Below are 24,054 nucleotides of genomic sequence, written 5' to 3'. Positions count from 1 at the left end.
GTCACACCTCTTCGTCACGCTGCAGTTCGAACAGTAGCAGCGAGCGGCCGGTCACCGCGTACTCGTGATCAAAATCAAACCGTTCCTGGCCGCGTACCGCCGGCTGGTTGGTGTCGAGCATGCAGGTCCAGAACTCACCTTCAGGCACCGACGGCAGGCGGAAATTGACCATGTCGTGATGCGCGTTCACCACCAGCAACAAGGTGGCGTCGGCACCGGCACGTCGAATCCCGGTTTCCTGCGCGCGACCATCCATCAGCATGCCGAGGCAGCGGCCATGGCTGTCTTCCCACTGTTCGGTGGTCATCTCGTTGCCATCCGGCGACAGCCAGGTCACATCCTTGACGCCGATGTCTTCGTTATAGTCGCCCACCAGGAAGCGGCCACGACGCAGGATCGGATAGGCCAGGCGCAGCTTGATCAGGCGTTTGACAAACTTGAGCAACGCCTTGCCGTCATCGTCCAGCTCCCAGTTGACCCAGCCGATCTCGCTGTCCTGGCAATAGGCGTTGTTGTTGCCGTGCTGGGTGCGGGCGAACTCATCACCGGCGACGATCATCGGCGTGCCCTGGGCCAGCAGCAACGTGGCGAAGAAGTTGCGCATCTGGCGCAGACGCAGCGCGTTGATTTCCGGGTCTTCGGTCGGGCCTTCGACGCCGTGGTTCCACGACAGGTTGTTGTTGCTGCCGTCCTGGTTGTTCTCGTCGTTGGCTTCGTTGTGCTTGTCGTTGTACGACACCAGGTCATGCAGGGTGAAACCGTCATGCGCGGTGATGAAGTTCACCGAGCTGTAGGGGCGGCGACCCCGATGGTTGAACATCTCGCCCGAGGCGGTCATGCGCCCGGCGAAGTCCGCCAACTGGCCGTCATCACCTTTCCAGAAGGCACGTACGGTGTCGCGGAAACGGTCGTTCCATTCGACCCAGCCCGGCGGGAAGTTGCCCACCTGATAACCGCCTGGGCCACAGTCCCAGGGTTCGGCGATCATTTTCAACTGGCGCAGTACCGGGTCCTGGCGGCACGCCACGAGGAAGCTGTGGCGCTCGTCAAACCCGTCGCGGTAGCGGCCCAGGATGGTCGCCAGGTCGAAACGGAAGCCGTCGACGTGCATCTCGGTGGCCCAGTAGCGCAGGGAGTCGGTGACCATCTGCAGCACGCACGGGTGGCTCAGGTCGAGGGTGTTGCCGGTGCCGGAGTCGTTGATATAGAAGCGCTTGTCATCGGGCATCAGCCGGTAGTAGGAGGCGTTGTCGATGCCGCGCATGGACAGGGTCGGGCCGCGCTCGTTGCCTTCGGCGGTGTGGTTGTAGACCACGTCGAGGATCACTTCCAGCTTCTGCTCGTGCAGGTGCGCGACCATCTCCTTGAACTCGGCGATCTTGCCGCTGGCCAAGTAGCGCGGGTCGGGGGCGAAAAACGCGATGCTGTTGTAGCCCCAATAGTTGGTCATGCCTTTTTCCAGCAGGTGCTGGTCGTTGACAAAGGCGTGTACCGGCAACAGTTCGACCGACGAGATGCCCAACTGGCGGATGTGCTTGAGCACGTCATCTTCCATCAGGCCGGCGCAGGTGCCGCGCACCGATTCGCCGACCGAAGGGTGGCGCATGCTGATGCCGCGCAAATGGGTTTCGTAGATGATCGTGCGGTCCCACGGCACGCGTACCGGCTGGTCGTTGCCCCAGGTGTGCGCGGGGTCGATGACCTTGCACTTGGGCACGAAAGGCGCGCTGTCGCGTTCGTCGAAGCTGAGGTCGTCGTCCGGGTGGCCGATGGTGTAGCCGAACAGTGCCTCGGACCATTTGAGTTCGCCCACCAGCTGTTTGGCATAGGGGTCGATCAGCAATTTGTGGTGGTTGAAGCGATGACCGTTGGCCGGGTCATAAGCACCGTACACGCGGTAGCCGTAAATCAGCCCTGGGTGGGCGTCGGGCAAGTAACCGTGGAAGATTTCGTCGGTGTATTCGGGCAGTTCGATGCGTTCCAGCTCAACTTCGCCGGCGTCGTCGAACAGGCACAGCTCCACTTTGGTGGCGTTGGCCGAGAACAGCGCAAAGTTGACGCCCAGTCCATCCCAGGTGGCGCCGAGGGGGAAGGGCAAACCTTCACGAATCCGCGACGGCTCGTTGCCCGGCGTCGAAGGGGTTTTATGGGGTTTGCTCATGGTGTTGCTCCTGCAAGGGTCTTTTTTCGGGCCGAACGCGGCCGTGCTGACGAATATTCAGCTGACAATCGGGGTGGAAAAATCACCGCTTGCCGGCAGGGCCGGCAAGCGGTGCGGGGTCAAGGCTTGGGCTTTTTCGGCGCCGCTGGCTTCTTCGCCGCCGGGGCTGCCGGCTTGCTCGCGGCCGGTGGCGCAGGCTTGGCCTTGGCCGGCGGTTTGGGCGCGGTCTTGGGTTTGGCCGAGGCCTTGGGCTTGCTCGGCGTCAGGGCTTCGGCTTCGGCAAGCTTGCGCGCCATTTCCCAATGACGTGCGTCCTCCCCATGGGGTTTGCCTTCAGATTCCCAGATCTGATGCGCCAGCTCGCGTATGCGTTTGTCTTCAGTACTCATCACAATGCTCCTCACAGAAAATTTTCAGCTTTCTTGATCATCAGGATTGATAAAGACATTGACCGGGAAATCCCCCAGGGCAGCGCTGATCAACAGCTCCTTGTCTGGTGTGACTGCGCCTGTATGAAAAAGTCCCTTCCAGTTTTGAGTTGGCGCGGCGAACGGTAATTTCACCCGTGTATCGCCCCAAACCTGCGCATTGATCTGGGGATGCACACCGTTTTCAAGCAGGTCAAACGGCCAGCGCGGCACCACCACCAACAGGTGGCGGCCCTGGTGTTCGCGGTGGAACGCGACCACCCGCCCGGCGTGTAGGCCAAGCACTTCCAGCGGCGTATAGCTGCCTGCGCGGAACAGTCCGGGATCGGCCTTGCGCAAGGCCAGCGCCTGGGCAATCACGGCCTGCTTGATGCGCCCGTCTCGCCAGTTGAACAGCAGTTCGCCGGGATCCGGTGGGGTATCCAGCGCGCGTTGCCGTGCGTTGAAATCCACCGGGCGACGGTTGTCCGGGTCCACCAGGCTGAAGTCCCAGAACTCGTCGCCCTGGTACAAGTCCGGCACACCCGGCACGGTGATGCGAAGCAAGGATTGCGCCAGGCCATTCACCGCACCGGCGGGGGCGATCACCTGGGCTGCGTTGCCGATTGCCGTGCGCAACGGACGGCCTTCCTCGCTCAGCAACAGGCGTGACAGGAAGGCTTCGACGCCCTGTTCATAGGCTTCGTTGGGCGCGCTCCAGGCGCTCTGCAGCTTGGCCTCGCGCAGGGCTTTCTGTTGCCATTGCCACAGGCGCTGATGGTAGTCCTCGAAGTCATCGGCCTGGTCCAGCGGCCAGCTGCCGAGCAGCACTTGGTAAAGAATCAACTCATCGCCGGCCGACGGCGCACTGGCGTCAGTGCGCAGCGGCGCGGCGAGCCTGCGCCACTGCTCGACCTGCTCGACATACCACGCTGCGCACTCGCTGAGTACCGCCAGGCGCGCACGGGTGTCTTCGCCGCGCTTGTGGTCGTGGGTCGCCGTGGCCAACAGGTTATCGGGGAAGGTCTGCAGGCGTTGCTGGTTGACCGCATGGAACTCGGCCAGCGGCGCGCTGAACTGCTCGGTGCTGAAACCCACGTCATTGCGCGACAGCAGCACGCCCGAGCGATAGAACGCAGTGTCTTCCACGGCCTTGGCGGCCGCCGGCGACGTCAGTTGCTGGAAGCGCACGCACGCATGCTTGAGCATCTTGCGCTCGCGACCCACCGGGCGATGGCGCCAAGGCTGGCCGCCAAGCCATTTTTCCAGGTGTTCGAGCACCGGCCAGTCGCCTTCGCCGAGGGTGCTGCGGGCACCGTCCATGGCGTGCTGGAAGACTTTGTCGTCAGCCGCGCTGCGGCCCAGCGCGCTGATGTAGGTGCGGTACACCGGGAAGTGCACGATCAGCTCCTGCAAGGCACGGCGAATTGCACCGAGGGTCAGGTCGCGGGTCATCACATCGTCGCGCGCGACCTGCAGAAGGGCTCGCGCCACGCTTTCGAAATCGCCGCCGAGGGAGCCATTGAGGATCTGCTGACGTGCCAGCCGCGCCTCTTCGATAAACGCCGAGGGCCGTTCGCTGTGCTGCGTCCATAACGCGGCCAGCGGCGCAAAGCCCTCCGGGTGGTGTTGCAGCAGCGACAGCTGGTTCATGAATTCGTAGCCGGTGGTGCCGTCCACGCGCCAGTCTTCACGCAGGGTTTCGCCTTCGCCGAGAATCTTTTCGACAAAGATCGGCAGGTGCCGCTCCGGCGATAGCGAATCCACGCGCCGGCGCAGCTTGCGGCAGTAGCCGCGAGGATCGGCGAGGCCGTCGATGTGGTCGATGCGCAAACCGTCCACCAGGCCTTCACTGATCAGCTCGAAGATCTTGCCGTGGGTGGCTTCGAACACGGCGCTGCGCTCGACGCGCAGGCCGCCGAGTTCGTTGACGTCGAAGAAGCGCCGCCAGTTGATGTCGTCCGCCGCGGTGCGCCAGCTGGCCAGGCGATAGGTCTGTTGCTCGAGCAACTGGTGCAGGCGCTTGAAGCCTTCAGGCTGGCGCCCGTCGAACTCGGCCAGCCGGCTTTCGATGGCGGGCATCACCTCGGTAGCGCGCTCGGCCAGCGCCTGCTTGAGCCAGGCGGCTTCGGCGTAGGCGTCGTCCTGATAGGCGAGGGCGCTGAAGCGGTCGGCCAGCGGCTTGAGCAATGGGTCGTTGCCGAGGATCAACGCGTAGTCGCGTGGACAGATCGGAAAGCGGTGTTGGTAATGCTCGACGTAGAACACGCCATGAGCTGCATCGAAATGCAGGGTCAGGGTGCCGGTCTGCAAGGCTTCGCCGTAGTCGCTGCCGAGGAACGGCATCAACAATTGGCCCTTGAGCAGCGGGTCGGGGGAGTGCCATTGGATGTCGAAGAACTCGCTGTAGGGGCTCAGGCGCCCCCATTCCAGCAGGTCCAGCCACCAGGGGTTGTCGGCGCCGCCCACGGCCATGTGGTTGGAGACGATATCGAGGATCAGCCCCATACCGTGCTCACGCAAGGCCGCGACCAGACGGCGCAGCGCGGCTTCACCGCCAAGCTCGGGGTTGACGCTGGTCGGGTCGACCACGTCGTAGCCGTGCATGGAACCGGCACGTGCGCTGAGCAGCGGCGAGGCATACAGGTGGCTGATGCCCAGTTGGGCGAAATACGGCACCAGCGGCACCGCGTCATCGAGGGTGAAACCTTTATGGAATTGCAGGCGCTGGGTAGCGCGCAGGGGCAGTGCTTTCATCGGTCACGCTCATAGGCTTGGTTGCGCGCGACGGCCAGCAGTTCGAGGCGGCGGGCGGCGCCGGCATTGTCGAGCAGGCTGGAAGCCTCGCCCGCCAGGCGGCGGCGCCAATTGGGATGGGTATCGGTGGTGCCGGGCAGGTTGGCTTGTTCTTCAATGCCCAGCGCGTCCTCGAGCGGCAGCAGCACCAGCGGCGCACGGGTGTGGCCGAGGTAGCGCACGCTGGCGTCGATCATGTGGTCGGTTTCATTGCGAATTTCTTCGACGAAATTCTGCGGGTCCTGGCTCAAGGCCTGGCGCAGTGCCTGGCGTTCGCGCAGGCGGTGTTCGCTCCATTGCTCCACGGTGGGCGCATCGATGAGGCCGAGCTGGATGTTCCAGTCGATATCACGGCTGTGCCACCAGCCGTTGAGGGTCGGCAGGTCATGGGTGCTGGTGGTGGCCAGGGCGTTGTCCGGCCAGTCGAGGATCGGGTTGAACTGGCCATCGTGGCCTTGTTCGAACAGCAGCACGCGCATGCCCAGGATCGAGCGGCCGCTGAGTTTTTCGCGCAGGCCGTCGGGCACGGTGCCGAGGTCTTCGCCGAGGACGATAGCCTTGTGGCGGTGAGACTCCAGGGCCAGCAGCCGCAACAGGTCATCCACCGGGTAATACAGATAGGCGCCTTCACGCGGCGAGGCATCCATGGGAATCACCCACAGGCGCTGCAGGCCCATCACATGGTCGATGCGCAAGCCGCCGGCGTGGGCGAAGTTGGCGCGCAGCATTTCGATGAATGCACGAAAACCGTTGCGCTTGAGGCCTTCGGGTGAGAACGCGGAAATCCCCCAGCCTTGGCCGGAGCGGTTGAGAATATCCGGCGGCGCGCCCACGGTCAGGTCGGCCAGCAGTTCATCCTGGCGGCTCCAGGCCTGGCTGCCGCCGCCATCAGCGCCTACCGCCAGGTCGGCGATCAGGCCGATGCCCATGCCGCTGCCTCGGGCAGCTTGCTGGGCACGCTCCAGGCAGCGCGCGATCAGCCATTGGGCGAAGGCGTAGTAGCCGATTTCCTCGCGGTTGGCTTCAGCGAACTGTACCAGTGCCGGGCTTTGCGGATTGCGCCACTCCTGGGGCCAGTGACGCCAGTCGAGGTCCTCGCCGGCGGCGGCACGCTGCGCCTGCACAGCTTCGAAGCGGCAGTGGTTCTCCAGTGCTTCGCCACCGGCCTGGCGGAAGCTGAGGAAGTCGGCCTGTTGCGGGTGCTGGCCGTGGCGGAAATCTTCATACAGCGCGCGCAGCAGGCGTTGCTTGGCGTTGGCGGCGGCGGGCCAGTCGATCAGCGTGTGTTGCTCCAGCGTGTGCAGTTCATCTTCCAGGCCAAGGGCCTCGATGGTGCTGCGCACTTCGCGTTCGCCGAGGATGCAGGCCGGGGAGGCATACAAGCTGTTGAGGAACAGGCGACTGGATGGCGAGTACGGGCTGTAGCGGCCGGTGTCGGCACTGAACATCGCGTGCATCGGGCTGATCGCCAGGGCGTCCGCGCCACGTTCTGCAGCGGAGCGCGCCAGGTGCTCCAGGGCCAGGGTGTCGCCGAAACCACCATCTCCCAGGCGGCGCAGTGCGTACAGCTGGGCACTCAGGCCCCAGGCGCGCGCGGGCTGGGTGTCCACCGCTTCGGCCACGCTGTAGCAGTGCGTGGGCGCGACGGCCAGGGTAAAGCTCTGGTCGTTGATATGCACCTGGTGATACCCCAGGGCAATCACGCCAGGCAGAACCGCGTCGCCGTCGAGGCGCAGCTCCAGGCTTTCGCCGCCTTCGAGGTTGACCCGGCACAGGGTATCGGGCTCGAAGTAACGTGCCAGGTCGAGGCCTTCGCCGGTGTCGATGGTCATCAAGGGGGGCAGGTGTTTGTCGTGTTGCACCTGCTCCAGTTCAAGCAGGCTGGCGTCGATCTCGGCATCGGTGTCGGCCGGGTGGCCCAGGCCTTTGAGAACGGCGCGCAGGGCGTCGGGTTTCACTCGTTGCGGGCGGCCGTTTGCGTCGATCCAATCGACGGCCAGGCCCGCGCGGCTGGCGAGGATTTCCAGGTTCGCTTCGCTCAAGGGTGCTCTCCAACAGGGGATAGGGTCACGCGTGCGCTGTACGGCGGCAGTTGTGCGCCGTGCTCGGCAGGCGTTTGAAACAGAACGTGGGCGGCCGCCGGGTGGTCCACGGCGGTGGTGCTCAGGTTCAGGTCGATCTGCAACAGGCTGCTGTTGCCCAGGCGCCAGCGCGCACTGACGGCGCCGTCGGCCAATACCTGCGCACCCAAGGCCACGGTGCCGGGCAGGTGCGGCACGATATGCGTGTGGCGCAGGTTCAACAGGTGCCGGTAGAGCTCGGCGTGGGGGTGATCGGCCAGCGCCGGGGAGGATTGCTTGAAAGTGGCCAGGGCGTTCGGGTCCGGGATGCGGTCACGACGCTCCGGGTCCTGGAAGGCGGCAAAGTCGGCAAATTCGCCGCGCCGGCCCTCACGCACCGCTTCGGCCAGTTCGCCGTGGTGATCGGTGAAAAACAGGAACGGCTCGCTGGCATTCACTTCGTCGCCCATGAACATCAGCGGGATCATCGGTGACAGCAGCAGCAGGGCGGTCGCCGCCTTGAGCGCCTGGGGCGGGCACAACTGGTGCAGGCGCTCGCCCATCGCGCGGTTGCCGATCTGGTCGTGGTTCTGCAGGAAGGCTACAAAGGCGGTGGGCGGCAGATCGCCGCTGGGTTCGCCGCGCTCATGGCCGTGGCGGGTGGTGTGGCCCTGGTAGACAAAACCCTCGCCCAGGCAACGCGCCAGTTGGGCGGTAGGTTCCTTGGCAAAGTCGCTGTAGTACGCGTCGGTTTCGCCGGTCAGCAGTACGTGCAACACGTTATGAAAGTCATCATTCCATTGCGCGTCGAAATCCTGCTTGAGCAGGCTGGCCTGGTTGAGTTCGTTCTCCAGCACCAGCCACACATGCCGACCGGTGTCGACCTGCTGGCGCACCCGCTGCGCGAGCTCCTGCAGGAAGCCTGGGTTGTCGATGGCGTGCACGGCATCCAGGCGCAGGCCGTCGAAGCGGTATTCCAGCAACCACATCAGCGCATTGTCGAGGAAGAAATTGCGCACTTCACGGCGGTCGAAGTCGATACCGGCGCCCCACGGCGTGTGCACGTCTTCCTGAAAGAAGCCGGCCGCGTACTGGCCCAGGTAATTGCCATCGGGACCGAAGTGGTTGTAGACGACATCCAGGATCACCGCGAGGCCATGCTCGTGGGCGCAATCGACCAAGTGCTTGAGCTGTTCGGGGGTGCCGTAGGAGGACTGGGGCGCATACGGCAGCACGCCGTCATAACCCCAGTTGCGTTCGCCGGGAAATTGCGCCAATGGCATCAATTCGATGGCGGTGACGCCCAGCTCGGCCAGGCGTGGCAGGTGTTTTTCGACCTCGGCGTAGCCCCCCATCGCACCCACGTGCAGCTCGTAGATCACCGCTTCGTGCCAAGGGCGGCCTTGCCAGTGGCTGTGACGCCACGGGTAGGCGAGTGGGTCGACGACTACGCTCCAACCATGCACGTCTGCAGCCTGGGCCCTGGACGCGGGGTCGGGTACATCCATTTCTCCATCGATGTTGAAGCGGTAGCGGGTGCCGGCGGGGCACTTCACTTCTGTCTCGAACCATCCCTCTGCCTGCGGCAGCATGGCGATGGATTTGCCGTCTTCCAATTCAACGCTGACATAAAACGCGTCTGGCGCCCACAAGGCAAAACGCGTGTGTTGCGCGTCCAGCATGATTGCGCCGTGGGGCCAGGTTTCCAAAGTCCGTAACGGCATCTATGAAGACCTCCCTTGATTATTTAGTCGATTTCCCCAAGGCCTTGGCCACCAGTTGTTCATACAGTTCGGCGTAGGGTTCTACCGCCTGGCACCAGTTGAAGGGCTGGGTCATGGCGCGGCTGCGCATGGCGTTGAGCAGGCCCTTGTTGGCGAACACGCGGAACGCGCGGCTCAGCGCCTCTTCGTAGCTTTCTACCGTGGATTCATTGAACAGGAACCCGGTGACGCCATTCTCGATGGTGTCCGCCAGCCCGCCGGTGTTGCGTGCCACCGGCAGCGAGCCGAAGCGCTGGGCGTACATCTGGCTCAGGCCGCAGGGTTCGTAGCGTGAAGGCATCAGCAGGAAGTCACTGCCGGCGAACATGCGGCGGGCGTCGGTTTCGTTGAAGCCGATACGCACGCCGACCTGCCCAGGGAAGCGCAGCGCCAATTCACGCATGGCTTGCTCTTCTTCGGGCTCGCCGCGACCGATGATCGCGATCTGGCCGCCGTTTTCGACGATAAAGCTCGACACGGCCTCGGTCAGGTCCAGGCCTTTCTGGTAGACCAGGCGCGAGACCACGGCGAACAGCGGGCCGGTGGAGTCATGCAGGCCGAACAATTCGCGCACGTGGCCGGCGTTGATCGCCTTGCCTTCCCAGTCGCCAATGTTGAAGTTGTGGGTCAGGTGCGTGTCGGTGGAGGTTTCCCAACTTTCATCAATGCCGTTGGGAATGCCACTGAGCAGGCCTTGCTGGGTCTTGGCGGCAAGGAAACCGTCGAGGCCGCAGCCGAATTCCGGGGTGGTGATCTCCTGGGCGTACGTCGCGCTCACGGTGGTGATATGGCTCGAGTAGGCCATGCCGGCCTTGAGGAACGACATCTTGCCGTAGAACTCCATGCCTTCCTGTTGCAGCGCGTGGGGTGGAATGCCCAGCTCCGGCGTCGAGGCCAGGCTGACCACACCCTGGTAGGCCAGGTTATGGATGGTGAACAAGGTCGGGGTGCGTGACCCACGCCAGTGCATATAGGCCGGGGCCAGGCCAGCGGGCCAGTCATGGGCGTGCACCAGGTCCGGGCACCAGTGGATCTGTGCGAGGTTGGCGGCCATGTCGGCGGCGGCCAGGCCCAGGCGGGCGAAGCGAATATGGTTGTCGGGCCAGTCACGGCCGTTATTGGCGCCGTAGGGCGTGCCTTCGCGCTCATAGAGCTCAGGGCAGATCAGTACATAGATAACCAGGCCGTCCTTGAGGTCCATGCGCCCGATCTTGCACGGTGGCAGCGCGGCATGGCCGCCCAGTTCACCAATGATATGGATCGGGTTATCACTCTCCATCACCTGCGGGTAGCCGGGGATCAGCACGCGCACATCGTGCAGGTGCGCCATGGCACGGGGCAGGGCGGCAGACACGTCGCCCAGGCCGCCGGTCTTGACCAGGTCGGCGAATTCGGAGGTGACGAACAGGACTTTCTTGCGATTTGGATTATGACTCGGGACCGGCCGCACCGTGTTGAGGTCGACTAAAGCTGTCGACCCGCCAACTGGCTGACTAACACGCTCTCCTTGAATACTTGCAGCGGCACTGATCATAGTTCTCTCCACGTGTTGGTCGGCTAGTGGCCCGCTGCCACTAGCTCCGTTGACCGCATCCTGCGGCCAGGCGCACAAGCGCAATGACAAACTGGCAAGGCGTATGCCAGTTGCACGGTTAGCTCAAAAAGAATGGATAGACGGCATCTGGTGTGAACCGCTTGTGCGCGCCTTACCCTAAACCTGACCTATGGCAGAGTTGGAAAGTTTCGATTTTTTCGCGGGGTTTTTGTTTTGAAACGGACCCATCGGTCATCAGTCTAGGACAGATCCTAGAGCCTGTAGGGTTTGTGGGGGATTTTTGTAGGACAAAATACTTGTAACGATATGCAAAGCTGGGAAAACGGGGGCGGGGTGGTGGGCGGGGTAGGCGGAGGTAGGGTTGCAGGGGGTATGACGGTGAAGCGCTCCAATATGGTGCGTGGGGTGCATCAGGTTGGGCGGGGGGCAGGTTTTGGGGCTGCTGCGCAGCCCAACGCAGGGCAAGCCTGCTCGCCACAGGGGGAGCGGCTTGCTAAGGGGCAGGGGTTCCCTCATGAAGTTTGCTTGCTAAGGGAGGAACGGTTCCCTCATCGAGTGTGTTTGCTAGGGGAGAATTGCTGCTCCCCACGCTGTCAGTTGAGCGGTCGGAGGGGGCCTGATTGGCCCAGGCTTGGATGTCCTCGATCATCTGCTGGTAGAACTGCCGGTAGTTCTGCTCGCTGACATACCCCACGTGTGGTGTGGCCAGGACATTGTCCAGTTGGCGAAACGGATGGTCGGCGGGCAGCGGTTCTTCGCTGAACACATCCAGCGCGGCGCCGGCCAGTTGGCCGTTTTGCAGGGCCCGCACCAGTGCCTGCTCATCCACAATCGGACCGCGCGCGGTGTTCACCAGGCGTGCGCTGGGTTTCATCCAACCCAGCGCCTCGGCATCCACCAGGCCGCGGCTGCGGTCGCTGAGCACCAGGTGGATAGTGAGAATGTCGGCCTGTTCAAACAACTCGCGTTTGCTGACCCACGTCACGCCCGAGGCGGCTGCGCGTTCCGGCGTGAGATTTTCACTCCAGGCAATCACGCGCATGCCGAACACCTGGGCGAACTGCGCGACTTTCTGGCCGATGCTGCCCAGCCCCAGGATCCCCAGGGTCTTGCCATACAGGTCGCCGCCCAGTCCCACCTGCCAGCCGCCCGCTCTCAGCGAGTTGGCTTCGGCCACCAGGTTGCGCGTGGAGGCCATGATCAGTGCCCAGGTCAGTTCCGGCGCGGCCTGTTTGTAGCTGTCGGTGCCACACACCTGGATGCCCAGCGCCTTGGCCGCCGGGATGTCGATGGCCGCGTTGCGCATGCCGCCGGTCACCAGCAGTTTGAGCTGGGGCAAGCCCTGCAGCAGGGCCTTGTCGAAAGTGGTGCGCTCGCGCATCACGCAAATCACCTCAAACCCCTGCAACCGCTCGATCAGGGTGGCGGTGTCCGCCGAGTAGTCGTGAAGGAAATGCACCTGGCCTACCGACTCCAGCACCGACCAGTCCACCACGCCACTGGCTACCTTCTGCCAATCATCAATGACTGCGATCTGTACCGACATTCACGCGTGCCTCGAAAAAGGTTGGATTAAAGGGCGTTCAAGCCCTGCAACAATGCTTTATTGAACTGTGCCGGTTCTTCCATTTGCGGTGCATGGCCCAGGCCCGGGAATTCCACCAGGGTGGAATGCGGGATCAGCTTGGCCACCTGCTTGCCGAGTACCGCGTAGTTGCCGAGCTTGGCCTTGACCTCCGGCGGCGCCAGGTCCTTGCCGATCGCGGTGTTGTCCGCGGTACCGATCCACAGCAGGGTCGGCATCTGCAGGTCCTTGAACTCGTAGTACACCGGCTGGGTGAAGATCATGTCGTAAATCAATGCCGAGTTCCATGCCACCTGGGTATGGCCCGGACCTTTATTGAGGCCGGCAAGCATATCGACCCAGCGGTCGTATTCGGGCTTCCAGCGCCCTACATAGTAGGTGTTGAGTTCGTACTTGCGAATGCCTTCGGCGCTGAGTTTAAGCTCGCGCTGGTACCACTGGTCGACGCTGCTGTAGGGCACGCCGAGGGCTTTCCAGTCTTCCAGGCCAATCGGGTTCACCAGCCCAAGCTGCTCGGTCTGGGCCGGATAGAGCAGGGCGTAGCGGGTGGCGAGCATGCCGCCGGTGGAGTGGCCGATAATGGTCGCCTGGTGAATGCCGAGCTTTTCCAGGAGTTGATGGGTATTTTGCGCCAGTTGCTGGAAGCTGTACTGATAGTGATCAGGCTTGCTGGAGGTGCAGAAGCCGATCTGGTCGGGCGCGATCACCCGGTAACCGGCCTCGCTCAAGGCCTTGATCGAGCCTTCCCAGGTAGCGCCGCAGAAGTTCTTGCCGTGCATCAGCACCACGCTGCGCCCGTTGGCCTTGCCGGTGGCGGGGATGTCCATGTAGCCCATCTGCAGGGACTTGCCCTGGGATTGGAAGTTGAAGTGCTCAAGTGGATAGGGGTACGCAAAGCCTTGCAGTTCTGGCCCGTAGGCAGGGCCTTCAGTGGTTGCAAACACCGGGGTGACACTGGCGGTGAGCAGGCCGGCAAGGCAAAAGGTGCGGATCAGAGGCATGGGCGGGGCTCCAGACAAGATGTCTCGGATGCTGTTGGGAGGCGATTAAGTGGGGATTAACACCCACTGTAAGGTCAGGGCGGCCAGCACCCCGTAACGCACGCCCTTGGCCAGGGTCACCAGCAGCAGGAAACGCCACAACGGCTCGCGCATCACCCCGGCGACCAGCGTCAGCGGGTCACCGATGATCGGCACCCAACTGAGCAGCAGCGTCCAGTGCCCCCAACGCTGGTAATGGTGCCGGGCTTTGGCCAGTTGCGGGTCGCTGACCGGAAACCAGCGCCGGTGCTTGAAGCGCTCCACCCCACGCCCGAGCAGCCAGTTCAGCACCGACCCCAGCACATTGCCCAGCGTCGCGACCACCAGCAGCCACCACAGGCTGTAATGCCCGCTGAGCAGCAGGCCTACCAGCACGGCTTCGGATTGCAGGGGCAGCAGGGTCGCGGCGCCAAACGCGGCGAGAAACAGCCCCAGGTAACCGGCAAGCATCGGTCAGTGTGCCGGGTACTCGGCCACCACCACATCCTGGCCGTCGCGGGTCAGGCCGATGACCTGATACGCCTCGCTGCGACCTTCGACTTCCATGCCCGGCGAACCCATGGGCATGCCCGGTGCGGCGATTCCCAGCAGGTCGTTGCGCTTGCGCAGCGCCAGGACCTGCTCGGCGGGCACATGGCCTTCGACGAACTTGCCGTCGATCACGGCGGTGTGGCATGAGCCCAGGCGCGGCGCCACGCCAAGGCGTTGCTTGACGTCACTCATATTGGCTTCGACATGGTCATTGACCTTGAAGCCATTGCTTTCCAGGTGGCTGATCCATTTCTTGCAGCAACCGCAGTTAGCGTCGCGGTGTACGTCGATGGGGATCAGGTCGGCGGCCTGGGCCAGCGTGGTGGTGAACAGGGCCGACAGCAGTGCCAGGCGCAGGGTGGTTTTCATCAGGAGGCTCGCAAGCAGGAAGTGGCGATTGGGATGGCGGCGATCATGACGACGTCATCGCAGGCAAGCCAGCGCCTACCGGCGAGCAACCTTCGCGGTAATGTTTCAAAATTATACGAAGGGCGGGTTTTCCAGCCGATGCTTGAGTTGGTCCAGGGCAATCGCGGACAACTCGATCATGCGCTCATGCAGGGTGGCCAGCTGCAATTCGGTCTCATAGGTCAGCACGCGCTTGAACAGCGTGCCGCCGCGAAACGGCTGCAGGAAGTAGTGAATGGAGCCATCGACGGCGAGAGAGGTAAACACGGTCTTGAATTCGGCGGGGCGGCGGGCGACCTGTACGCGGTAACTCATGGGCACGCGCACGCCCAAGAGGTCGATCATTTCGGTAAAGCGCGTGCCGACGGGGAGTGAACCGGTGGTGCCGGTGTCGGCACTCAGGGATGTGGGGTGCCATTCGTGCCAGCGATCCGGCTGGGTCACATAGTCGTAGACGGCATCGATGGGGGCCTCGATAAAGCGTTCCTGACTGATCCGCTCCAAGCGGACTGACTGCTCTGCAGCGCGCATGGCACACCTCCTGTGTGGCTGTGAACTGTCAGAATAGTCCGACTCCCGCGCATTGCACGGGAGTATCCCGGCCATTTATCAGCTCACCTTGAAACGCCCCATCAAGGCAATCACGCGTCCATTGGCGTCCAGCAGGGTCTGCGTATTGGTTTGCGTGGCATGGCCGCTCTGCACCAGTTCCTCGACCATCTGTCGGATCTGCACCATGCTGCGGTTGATCTCCTCGGTCACCGCGCTTTGCTGCTCGGCGGCCGTGGCGATCTGCGTGCTGAGGTTGTTGATATGGCTGACCGAGCCTGCCATCTCGTCCAGGCCGGTGTTGACCCGCGCGGTGGCATCCGCCGCCGATTGGCAACTGGCCTGGGTGTTTTCCATGGCCGCCACCGACGAACTCACCCCGGTAGTCAGGCGCGCGAGCATCTCGTTGATCTGCGAGGTGCTGGCCTGGGTGCGCGCGGCCAGTGCTCGGACTTCGTCGGCGACCACGGCAAACCCCCGGCCTTGTTCGCCGGCCCGTGCCGCTTCGATTGCGGCGTTGAGCGCCAGCAGGTTGGTCTGGCCCGCAATTGCGCCGATCACGCCCAGGGTTTCGGTGATGCGCGCGGCGTCCTGGCGCATGTTCTCCACGGTGTGGGTGGCGCTGGCCACTTCGCCGATCAGGGCGCTGACACTGCTGGAGGCTTCGCCGACCACCACGCGGGAACGGTCGGCGTGTTCGTTGGCGCGTTGAGTGAACGAGGCGGTTTCTGCGGCGTTCTGCGCAACCGTGTCGGCGGTGGAACTCATCTCGGTGATGGCGGTGACGGTCTGGTCGGTCTCCGAGGCGTGGCGCACCAGGATCTGGTTGGTGTGCGCCGAGGTTTTCTGCAGCTGTTCAAGGCCCGACGACATGGCGCCGGTGGCCTGCGTGACCTCGCCGATCATGTTTTGCAGGTACACGATAAAGCGGTTGACCGAGTGGCCGATGGCGCCGAGTTCGTCTTCAGCGCGGATGGTGATGCGTCGCGTCAGGTCGGCGTCACCGGCGGACAACGCGTCAATATTGGCTTTCAGCGTGTTCATGCGTTGCACCAGTTGGCGGATCGCATAGGCCGCCAGCAGCACCAACAGCAGCACCATGGGGATTTGCACCAGGGCCAGGCTGCCGAGCACGTCGTCGCGCTGGGCGGTGATCAACGAGGTGGGCAGGGCGGTCGCCAGGAACCACGGCGTGCCTTCGATGGGGCGCATATAGAACGTGCTGGCCACGCCCTGGTTGTCGAACTCACTGCGCTGCAAGGCCTGGTCACGGTGGGCCAGGGCTTTGCTGACCTGGGCGGCAAATGCCGAGGTGCCGGTGAGTTCGCTGATGTTCTTCAACACCACCGGGCCACTGAGGCGCGTGCTGTTGCTGATGATCTTGCCGTCGCCTTCGACGATCAGCATCTGCCCGCCGATGTCTTTTTCCTTGCTGGCCACCAGCGCGTTGAAAAAGCCCAGGGTCACGTCAATGGTGGCGACGCCATACGCCGCACCGTCCCGCTGGATCGCCATGGCGCAGTTGGTGCGCGGCTCCTGGCTGGCGTCGTCCTTGTAGGCGGCAGCCCAGGCGCATTGGCCACGCGGCGCGGCGAGGCCGCCCTTGTACCAGCTCTGGTCGTAGTAATTGGGGGCAGGGTCGCTGTTCCAGAACGTGTTCACTACGAGCTTGCCCGACGCATCGCGGTGCCAGAACGTGCTGTGCTTGTTGCGCCCCGGGGTGCGCTGGTTGGGCAGCGGCCAGATGCCGCCGCCGAAGACTTTCAGCTCGCCGTACTGGTCCACCAGGCCGGGCAGGACCTTGTCGATGGCATCGCTGTCGAGCAGCACAATGGTCTGGGTGATGCTGCGTTGCTGGGCCTGGACCTTGTTCAGTTCGCCCTGGATCTGCTCGGCCACTTCACTGATGCGGTTGAGCACCACCTGTTCTTCGGTGTACTGCAGCTTGGGCGCAACCAACTGGCCGATACCCACGACCGTCAAGACCAATAACACCAGGACGAACAGCACCAGAAACAGGGTGTAGCGAGTTTGGATGGAGCGCAGTGGGGGCATGGGATTCGTCCTTACGAAGCGTTTATTGTCGACGCGGCTTTTTGGAGCTTCGTAGGGCTATCGGCGTGGATGGGCGGAGCTTTAGGTACGATGGTGCTAAATAGCTGGGGCTGACCAGAGCGAGGCCGACTACCCGCCGCGCTCCGTGTCAGAACCGATATTGAGGCGCCGCTCTACGTCCCACGACCTTGATCGCTAGGTGACCATAAAACGGTCTTCCTCAAGGGTTTGCCCATCTCTTCATTCAGGGCGTTTTCGGTGAACGGTCTCGGATTGACGGTGCTCGGCGGTGTCGAGGGGTCATTGTCGAAATCAAAAGGTTCGGCATCGCTGGGCAGGCCAATGGCTTGACGTACTTCATTCCTGGCGAGACCCGATTCTCCCGGCGCTTCGCGGGTTTCCCCCGGCAGGAATGTACCGGTTGCGCCATTGTAGGCGGAGGCCACCTGAGCGAAGAGAGCGGTGGCGGGTACCCGTGTGTTGGTGCGGTCGGCGTTTTCGAGCGTAGCCGGCGAGTCAAAGTGAATGATGCCGCGATCGGCGCGGGCACCGGGCACGCCATTGGTGATCGTCCCGAAGGCCCCTTCGCCTGCGCTTTCGGACTCCTCAGGTGTCATGTTTTCCAGTCCAGTGCTGCCAAACAGGTATTCGTTACCGCCGTGGTTGATCGGCCGTATGCTGACCTTGGCGCCGTTTATTGCCGCAAGTTCATCCATTCGCTTGAGTGCCTGTTGCCCCGTGGGTGAACTGCGCAGAAATTCAAAATCGTCGGCGACGCTCTGCTTGAACTCCTGTGCCTGGTCCTCGTTGACTTCTGGTGGGACGTCCACGCTGAAGCCGCGGTTGCCGGCATTGCTGGGTTTGACTTCGGTGAAAGCCGATCCTTGGGTGCGGTCGAAACTATCCCCGGCCTTGGCGTAGATACGGTCATTGGGCTGGTTGTTCCAAATGCTGTCTTTGCCTTTGCCGGTGTAGAACGTCGTGCGTGCGTTCCCGACCAAGTTGTCATCGCCATTGCCACCATGTGCAACGGTGTGCCCGCTGCCGGAGAAGAGCACATCGTCGCCGTCTCCACCGTCCATGTAGGTTTGCTTGGTGGCGGGGCCAGAGCCCGCAATGAGCAGGTCATTGCCCTTGTTGCCGTACATCACGCCGTTGCCGCTGCCGCCGATGATCGTGTCGTCGCCCTCGCCGCCGGCGGCATAACCCAAACCACTGCCCAACACCAGGGCATCGTTGCCACGCCCTCCGAACAGCCTGCTGCGACCGCCGCCAGCCTGGATGCGATCGTCACCATCACCGCCTTCCACTCTTGTACGAAGCTTGACGTCATCGTCGATGATGACCGTGTCGTCGCCGCCGTGGGTATCGATCGCCAGCTCCTGCTCGCGGTCTTCCTTGCTTTTGACGTCGAATACATGCGGTTTATCGTTGATTGTGATCTGCATCTTGTCATTCGGTAAATTGCGCACATGGACCCGGTCAGCGCGATCACCGGTTTCTACGTGCAGGAAATTGTTCAGGATCTGCGGCTTTTTCGGGTCACTGGGGTCCCAGTCGATTGACCGGCTGATTTTGGTGCCACCTTCGTCAAACAGCACCTGTGTCCGGCGGTTAACCATGTCTGGCTTGAGGTCGGTCGGTGGGGTGTAGGGCGAGGTGGCTGTCTCGGGAGGCTTGGGTAGCTGGGCGTAAGGCTGGGTGGCCGAGGGGTTGGATGGCGTGGATATCATGACAGGTCCTTTTTATCGACTCTTGAGGCGCCCCTGATGACGCATCAGGGCTGCTCTTACGTGGCATCGCGCCTGCAAACGTTCCTCCGCCCGGGGCCTATTGAGTGCCAAACGTTTCGTCGTGGGGGCGCCTCCCTCCAGGCGCCCCGTGGGTTTGGCGGTCAGATATCCAGCATCGCCATTACCGCCTCGGGATAACGCAGGCCGGCGGTGGCATCGGCCGGGAAGATCGCCTCCAGCGCGGCCAGCTCGCGGGTGCTGAGGGTCAGCGAGACGGCGGCGACGTTTTCTTCCAGGTACTTGCGCTGCTTGGTGCCGGGGATCGGCAGAATGAATTCGCCCTGTGCCAACACCCACGCCAGTGCCAGTTGCCCGGCCGTTACGCCTTTTTCGGCAGCGAGTGCCTGGACCTGTTGGACCAGCAGCAGGTTTTTCGCAAAGTTGTCGCCCTGGAAGCGCGGGCTGAAACGGCGGTAATCATCGGCAGCGAAATCATCCGGGCTTTTCAGCGCGCCGGTGAGAAACCCCCGGCCTAATGGACTGTACGGCACAAAGGCGATGCCCAGGCGTTGGCAGGCAGCCAGGCAGCCGTTGAGTTCCTGGTCGCGGCTCCACAGTGAATACTCGCTTTGCAGGGCGCTGATGGGGTGCACGCGATGGGCGCGCTCCAGTGTGACGGCAGACGCTTCGCTCAGCCCCAGGTAACGCACCTTGCCCTGTGTGACCAGATCGGCCATGGCGCCGACGGTTTCTTCGATGGCCACGTCGGGGTCGATACGGTGCTGGTAGTACAAATCCAGGGTGTCGATGCCCAGCCGTTGCAGGGTGCCGTCGATAGCATTGCGAATGTATTCGGGCCGGCCATTGACCCCGCGCACTGCCGGATTCGCCGGGTCACGCACGATGCCGAACTTGCTCGCCAGGAACACCTGGTCGCGCTTGCCGGCGATGGCTTTGCCGATCAGTGCCTCATTGGTGTGCGGGCCGTAGATGTCGGCGGTATCGAGGAAGTTGACCCCCAGTTCCAGCGCGCGATGCAACGTGGCGACGGCCTCCTGGGTATCACTGCCGGTGGTGTAGAAATCCGTCATGCCCATGCAGCCGAGGCCGATGGCGGAGACGTGCGGGCCGTTTTTACCGAGTTGACGAGTGTGCATGGGTAAAGCTCCTGGGTGGGGAAGGGCTCCATTGTCATCCTCGACAAAACCTTGATAAACCGGCTAAAAGCACTATCACTATTCGTAATTTCTAAATAATCAATCAGGAGCCGGCCCGTGGACCGTTTTAATGCGATGCGTGTCTTCACCCGGATCGTCGAATTGGGCGGGTTTGCCAAGGCGGCCGACAGCCTGCAATTGCCGCGCGCCTCGGTGACCATCCTGATCAAGCAGCTGGAAGCGCACCTCGGCGTCCAATTGCTGCAACGCACCACGCGCCAGGTCAGCCCGACCCTGGACGGTGCGGCGTACTACCAGCGCTGCGTGCAATTGCTTGCCGACCTTGAAGAAACCGAGGCGGTGTTTTCCACGCGCCGGCAGAACCCGCGCGGCACCTTGAGCGTTGATATGCCCTCGGGTATCGGCCGCTTTCTGGTCATTCCCGCCTTGCCGACATTTACTACTCGATACCCGCACATTGATTTGGAAATTGGCCTCAACGACCGCCCGGTGGACCTGATCCGCGAGGGCGTGGATTGCGTGTTGCGCGGTGGCCTCGCCTTGGACGAATCGCTGGTGGCGAGGCCGTTGGCAATGATGGATCAAATCACCTTGGCGAGCCCCGGTTATCTGGCGCGCAAGGGCGTGCCGGCAAGTCTTGATGACCTGGCCGGGCACCAGATGGTCGAGTACGTTTCCAGTGCCAGCGGCAAACGCTTTGGCCTGGAGTTTCAATTCGGCGCTGAACTGCGTGCGGTCAACCTGCCCAAGGTGGTTGCGGTCAACAGTGCCGACGGCTACTTCTGTGCCTGTGAAGCGGGCTACGGGTTGATCCAGGCGCCGTACTACCACGCGATGCAGCGCCTGGCGCAGGGCAGCCTGGTGGAAGTGCTGGGGCAGCTTGCAGTGCCGAAAATGGCGCTCACGGCACTGTACCCGCCACACCGGCAGCTGTCGCAGCGGGTGCGGGTATTTGTCGATTGGCTGGTGGAGTTATGCGCCCAACCCGGCACCGGGCTGCAACGTCAGCGTCTCAGGTGAGGTAGGTTTTGCGCTCTGGAAGACCCATTTCGCGCCTCATGCCATTCTCCGTGAAATGCTCGGGGTTGATGCGGGTGGGCGGGGTGGATGGATCGTTATCGAAATCGAAAGGCGACGCGCTGCTCGGCAAACCGACGACCTGGAACTCAGTGTTCCTGATAGGAATTGAAATGTCAGGGCGTGCTGGCGGGTGCTCTATGGTTGTGCCTGGCAGGTTTGTTCCCGTCGCACCGTTGTAGGAATGCCCCACTTCATGAACCAGCCCGATGAGTGGAAATCCAAAGGTGCGTCCATCCGGTGCGACCGTAGTGCTTGTGTCGTAAGCGATCACCCCCTTATTGGCGCGCGAGCCAGGTTTATTGTCGGTGATCTTGCCCCTTTTAGGGTCATCACCGTCTATACGGCGACCGTTTTCCCAAGCCTTATCCAGTTCCAAACTCCCGAAATTGTAAGCGTTGCCTCTGTCTGTTTGTTCCTCGATAGTGACTTTTCCCCCTGCCACGGCGGCTTCCCTGTCCATATCCGTGAGCATCTTTTGCCCAGTGGGAGAGCCGCGCAGAAACTCGAGATCATCCTCTACGCGTTGTTTGAATTGTGGCGTGCCTACGACCCCAAATCCCGCACCGCCAGCAGTGCTGGGTTGCACCGGGGTCAATGTTGAGCCTTGCGACCGGTCGTACACATCGCCGGTCTTGGCATATATATGATCGCCTTGCTGGTTGTTCCAGACTCGATCCTGACCTTTACCGGTGTAGAACGTCGTTCGATCGTGCCCGACCAAATCGTCGTCACCTTTGCCACCATGGAGTACCGTATGCCCATTACCGGCGTACAGCCGGTCGTTGCCTGCTCCCCCATCCAGATAGCTCTGTTTTGTGGCGGGGCCGGCGCCCGCATACAGCCGATCATCCCCGTTGTTCCCGTACATGGCTGAATTGCCGGGGCCGCCGATGATTGTATCGTCGCCGTCGTTGCCTTCGGCATAGCCTGCATGCGAGCGCAGCTTAAGCGTGTCGTTGCCCGGCCCGCCCAGAAGCCGAGTGATGCCACCGCCGCCAGTGAGCGTGTCATCCCCTTTGCCCCCTTCAATCGTCAGCGGGTTTTTCACGTCTTCACTGACGGTTACCTGGTCGTTTCCGCCGTGGGTTTTGATCAGCAAATGCAGGGGCTTCCCGTCTCGGTCCTTGTCATCGAGCGCGTATGACTTTCCATTGATCTGGACCTTGAGACGGCCATCAGGGTTTTTGCCGACATGGACCGCGTCGGCAGCATTGCCCGTTTCCATCACCAGTGTGAGTTGCTTTAACTCCGGCGGTCTGCTCAGGAAGTCCCACTTGGCCTGCCGTGAAATCTTTGAGTAATCGTCGTTGTGCAAAACCTCGGTCTTGGTTTGCATCGGGCCCTTGCTCGGGTCCAAACGCGGCTGGACGTAGATGGAATCCTCGGGCGCTGAAGGTTTTGCATCGCGCAGCGGATCATGGTTTTGGCGGCTTGTCGGAGGTGCTGCGGGGTTGATCATGGGTGAAAAGTTCCACTGTTTGCCGAAGATGTACTCCTTGTGTGAGAGCGCCGGAAAAACAGTTCCATATTTTCTTACAGCTTGATTGGCGTAAAACTACACACTTGCATTTTATTTCGACGCCAAACCCTTGCGGTAAGCGCCGGGCTGCTGCCCGGTGACCTTATGAAACGCGCGCGTAAACGCCGCCACTGATTGATACCCCACCGCCAGCGCTACATCGGCCACGGTCTGGTCCTGCTTGAACAGTTGGCAGGCATGGCGCACGCGCATCATCAGCAATACTTGCCCCGGCGATTGCCCGCACAGCTCATTGAACCGCTTGAAAAACGCCGAGCGCGACAGCCCGGTGCAGGCGGCCATGCTTTCCAGGCTCCAGGGTTGCTCGGGGTGGGCGATCAATTGCTCGAGCAAATGCGCAAATGTCGGCTGCCGGGCCAGCGCGGCCAGGCCGCCAAGTTCGGTGTTATCCAGCACCTGTTGGCGCAGCACATACAGGAACAGCAGATGGCAGAGGCGTTCCAGCAAGGCGGAAGAGGGCGGAGTGCGTGCGCATTCTTGCAGGATCAGGTCGAACAGGTTGCGCGCAGCCGTGAGTGACGGATCGCCGGCTCGCAGCACGATCCAGGCGGGCAGGGTGTCGACAATCATCGCCGACAGGCCGGACTGGAAATGGAAGAACCCGCAGACCAAGCCCACGCCGTCGGTGGCGCTGCTGTCCAGCGGCTCCATTGGGCGACGCGGGCATTCCTGCGCGCCCGCCGCCGTGGCCTCACCCGACAGTCGATACTCAAGGTCACGCAGCAGGAACACCGCGTCGCCGTTGTCCAGCGCCACCGGCGTGGGCTCGCCATCGATGTGCAACCAGCACTGACCCTGCACGATCAGGTGGAAACTGGCCCGGGCCAGGCCGTGGGTACTGGCGTGCCAGTCGCCGCAATAACGCCCGACGTGGAACAGGCTGGTGTTGAGTTCGAGGCTGTCTAATAACCAATCGACAAGTGCACTGGACGAATTCATCTAATGGAAAGACTCAAGAGCAAGTAATCGCTACTTTAGCCTATTGAGGGGTTTTTTTATAACCAACAGACTGGTTACACCAACCCCCCAGGAGACCACTCCATGTCCCGTGTACCGCTGCTCACCCCCGAAACCGCCCCGGATGCGGCCAAACCCTTCCTCGAAAACGCACTGAAAGGCTCGGGCTTTATCCCTAATCTGCTGGCGGTGCTGGCCAATGCTCCGGCGGCGCTGGAAACCTACATCACCGTCTCCGGCCTGAACGCCAAGGCCGAACTGAGCCTGGCTGATCGTGAAGTGGTGCAATTGATTGCCGCGACGACCCATGGCTGCGACTTCTGCGTTGCCGGTCACACCGCCGTGGCGCGCAACAAAGCCAAGCTGCCGGAGGCGGTGATCGAGGCCCTGCGCCAGCGTGGCGAATTACCCAATGCGCGGTATGAGACACTCGCCGCCTTCACCCGTGAAGTGATCGCCACCCGCGGCGATGTCAGCGATGCCGGTTATGACGCGTTCCGTGCGGCAGGCTACTCCGAAGGCCAGGCCCTGGAAGTTATTTTGGGCGTCAGCCTGGCAACCCTGTGCAACTTCGCTAACGTGTTTGCCCGTACCCCGCTGAACCCGGAGCTGGCGCAATACCGTTGGGAAAAACCGGCCAGCTGAAGTGGCGATGG

At 62.5% G+C, this 24,054-nt stretch carries 16 protein-coding genes and 3 pseudogenes; 2 read left to right on the top strand and 17 right to left on the bottom strand.

Annotated features, from left to right (window positions below; genetic code table 11):
* Position 1: 1 nt before the first annotated feature.
* The 15 genes and pseudogenes from glgX to JFU04_RS15480 form a co-directional block, all read right to left on the bottom strand.
* On the bottom strand, positions 2 to 2,161 hold the full coding sequence (gene glgX, locus JFU04_RS15545; RefSeq protein WP_065908119.1) for a glycogen debranching protein GlgX: 2,160 nt from the start codon (positions 2,159 to 2,161) through the stop codon (positions 2 to 4).
* Positions 2,162 to 2,280: 119 nt separating this feature from the next.
* Entirely contained in the window at positions 2,281 to 2,550 is a 270-nt protein-coding gene (locus JFU04_RS15540) for a DUF2934 domain-containing protein (protein ID WP_065908120.1), read from the bottom strand.
* Positions 2,551 to 2,574: 24 nt separating this feature from the next.
* On the bottom strand, positions 2,575 to 5,325 hold the full coding sequence (locus JFU04_RS15535) for a malto-oligosyltrehalose synthase (RefSeq protein WP_201144784.1): 2,751 nt from the start codon (positions 5,323 to 5,325) through the stop codon (positions 2,575 to 2,577).
* Positions 5,322 to 7,406 (bottom strand): 4-alpha-glucanotransferase, encoded by a 2,085-nt coding sequence (gene malQ / locus JFU04_RS15530; RefSeq protein ID WP_201144782.1) that lies wholly within the window; start codon positions 7,404 to 7,406, stop codon positions 5,322 to 5,324. Before malQ ends, JFU04_RS15535 begins: the two co-directional genes overlap by 4 nt.
* Positions 7,403 to 9,148 carry a malto-oligosyltrehalose trehalohydrolase gene (gene treZ / locus JFU04_RS15525; RefSeq protein ID WP_201144780.1) on the bottom strand — a complete coding sequence of 582 codons (1,746 nt, stop codon included), beginning with the start codon at positions 9,146 to 9,148 and terminating at the stop codon, positions 7,403 to 7,405. The genes malQ and treZ overlap by 4 nt, the downstream gene beginning before the upstream one ends.
* A 19-nt stretch (positions 9,149 to 9,167) precedes the next feature.
* A complete protein-coding gene (gene glgA / locus JFU04_RS15520; protein WP_065908128.1) occupies positions 9,168 to 10,721 on the bottom strand; it encodes a glycogen synthase GlgA in 1,554 nt (517 codons plus the stop codon).
* Positions 10,722 to 11,352: 631 nt separating this feature from the next.
* Positions 11,353 to 12,288, bottom strand: a pseudogene (locus tag JFU04_RS15515) (D-2-hydroxyacid dehydrogenase family protein); the annotation flags it as partial.
* Between the two features lie 26 nt (positions 12,289 to 12,314).
* Positions 12,315 to 13,328: an alpha/beta fold hydrolase gene (locus JFU04_RS15510; protein ID WP_201144778.1), complete on the bottom strand. Its 1,014-nt coding sequence runs from the start codon at positions 13,326 to 13,328 to the stop codon at positions 12,315 to 12,317.
* A 45-nt stretch (positions 13,329 to 13,373) separates the two neighbouring features.
* Entirely contained in the window at positions 13,374 to 13,817 is a 444-nt protein-coding gene (locus JFU04_RS15505; RefSeq protein WP_106803710.1) for a YqaA family protein, read from the bottom strand.
* Between the two features lie 3 nt (positions 13,818 to 13,820).
* A complete protein-coding gene (locus JFU04_RS15500) occupies positions 13,821 to 14,267 on the bottom strand; it encodes a DUF411 domain-containing protein (RefSeq protein ID WP_065908136.1) in 447 nt (148 codons plus the stop codon).
* Positions 14,268 to 14,378: 111 nt separating this feature from the next.
* Positions 14,379 to 14,837, bottom strand: coding sequence for an SRPBCC family protein (locus JFU04_RS15495; RefSeq protein WP_201144776.1), 459 nt, complete (start codon positions 14,835 to 14,837; stop codon positions 14,379 to 14,381).
* A gap of 78 nt (positions 14,838 to 14,915) precedes the next feature.
* A pseudogene (locus tag JFU04_RS30660) lies at positions 14,916 to 15,434 on the bottom strand (methyl-accepting chemotaxis protein); the annotation flags it as partial.
* A gap of 342 nt (positions 15,435 to 15,776) precedes the next feature.
* Positions 15,777 to 16,910 (bottom strand): annotated as a pseudogene (locus JFU04_RS30655) (cache domain-containing protein); the annotation flags it as partial.
* A gap of 173 nt (positions 16,911 to 17,083) precedes the next feature.
* Entirely contained in the window at positions 17,084 to 18,643 is a 1,560-nt protein-coding gene (locus tag JFU04_RS15485) for a M91 family zinc metallopeptidase (RefSeq protein WP_201144772.1), read from the bottom strand.
* A gap of 161 nt (positions 18,644 to 18,804) precedes the next feature.
* The gene (locus JFU04_RS15480; RefSeq protein WP_120448737.1) at positions 18,805 to 19,800 is read right to left on the bottom strand and encodes an aldo/keto reductase; all 996 of its coding nucleotides are present in this window, start codon (positions 19,798 to 19,800) and stop codon (positions 18,805 to 18,807) included.
* A 117-nt stretch (positions 19,801 to 19,917) separates the two neighbouring features.
* On the opposite strand from JFU04_RS15480, the gene JFU04_RS15475 reads away from it, so the two are divergent.
* Positions 19,918 to 20,841, top strand: a complete 924-nt coding sequence (locus JFU04_RS15475) for a LysR substrate-binding domain-containing protein (RefSeq protein WP_201144770.1) — start codon at positions 19,918 to 19,920, stop codon at positions 20,839 to 20,841.
* On the opposite strand, the gene JFU04_RS15470 is transcribed toward JFU04_RS15475, so the two are convergent.
* Entirely contained in the window at positions 20,834 to 22,360 is a 1,527-nt protein-coding gene (locus JFU04_RS15470) for a M91 family zinc metallopeptidase (protein ID WP_242485910.1), read from the bottom strand. The two genes, JFU04_RS15475 and JFU04_RS15470, sit on opposite strands and share 8 nt — an antisense overlap.
* Positions 22,361 to 22,471: 111 nt before the next feature.
* The gene (locus JFU04_RS15465; RefSeq protein WP_065908148.1) at positions 22,472 to 23,380 is read right to left on the bottom strand and encodes an AraC family transcriptional regulator; all 909 of its coding nucleotides are present in this window, start codon (positions 23,378 to 23,380) and stop codon (positions 22,472 to 22,474) included.
* 102 nt (positions 23,381 to 23,482) lie between these two features.
* On the opposite strand from JFU04_RS15465, the gene JFU04_RS15460 reads away from it, so the two are divergent.
* On the top strand, positions 23,483 to 24,043 hold the full coding sequence (locus JFU04_RS15460; RefSeq protein ID WP_065908152.1) for a carboxymuconolactone decarboxylase family protein: 561 nt from the start codon (positions 23,483 to 23,485) through the stop codon (positions 24,041 to 24,043).
* The last annotated feature ends 11 nt before the right edge of the window (positions 24,044 to 24,054 follow it).

It is taken from the genome of Pseudomonas sp. TH21, assembly GCF_016651025.1.
Classification (GTDB): domain Bacteria; phylum Pseudomonadota; class Gammaproteobacteria; order Pseudomonadales; family Pseudomonadaceae; genus Aquipseudomonas; species Aquipseudomonas aylmerensis.
The sequence above is the reverse complement of the archived record's forward strand: the minus strand, read 5'-3'. Positions and strand labels throughout refer to the sequence as shown.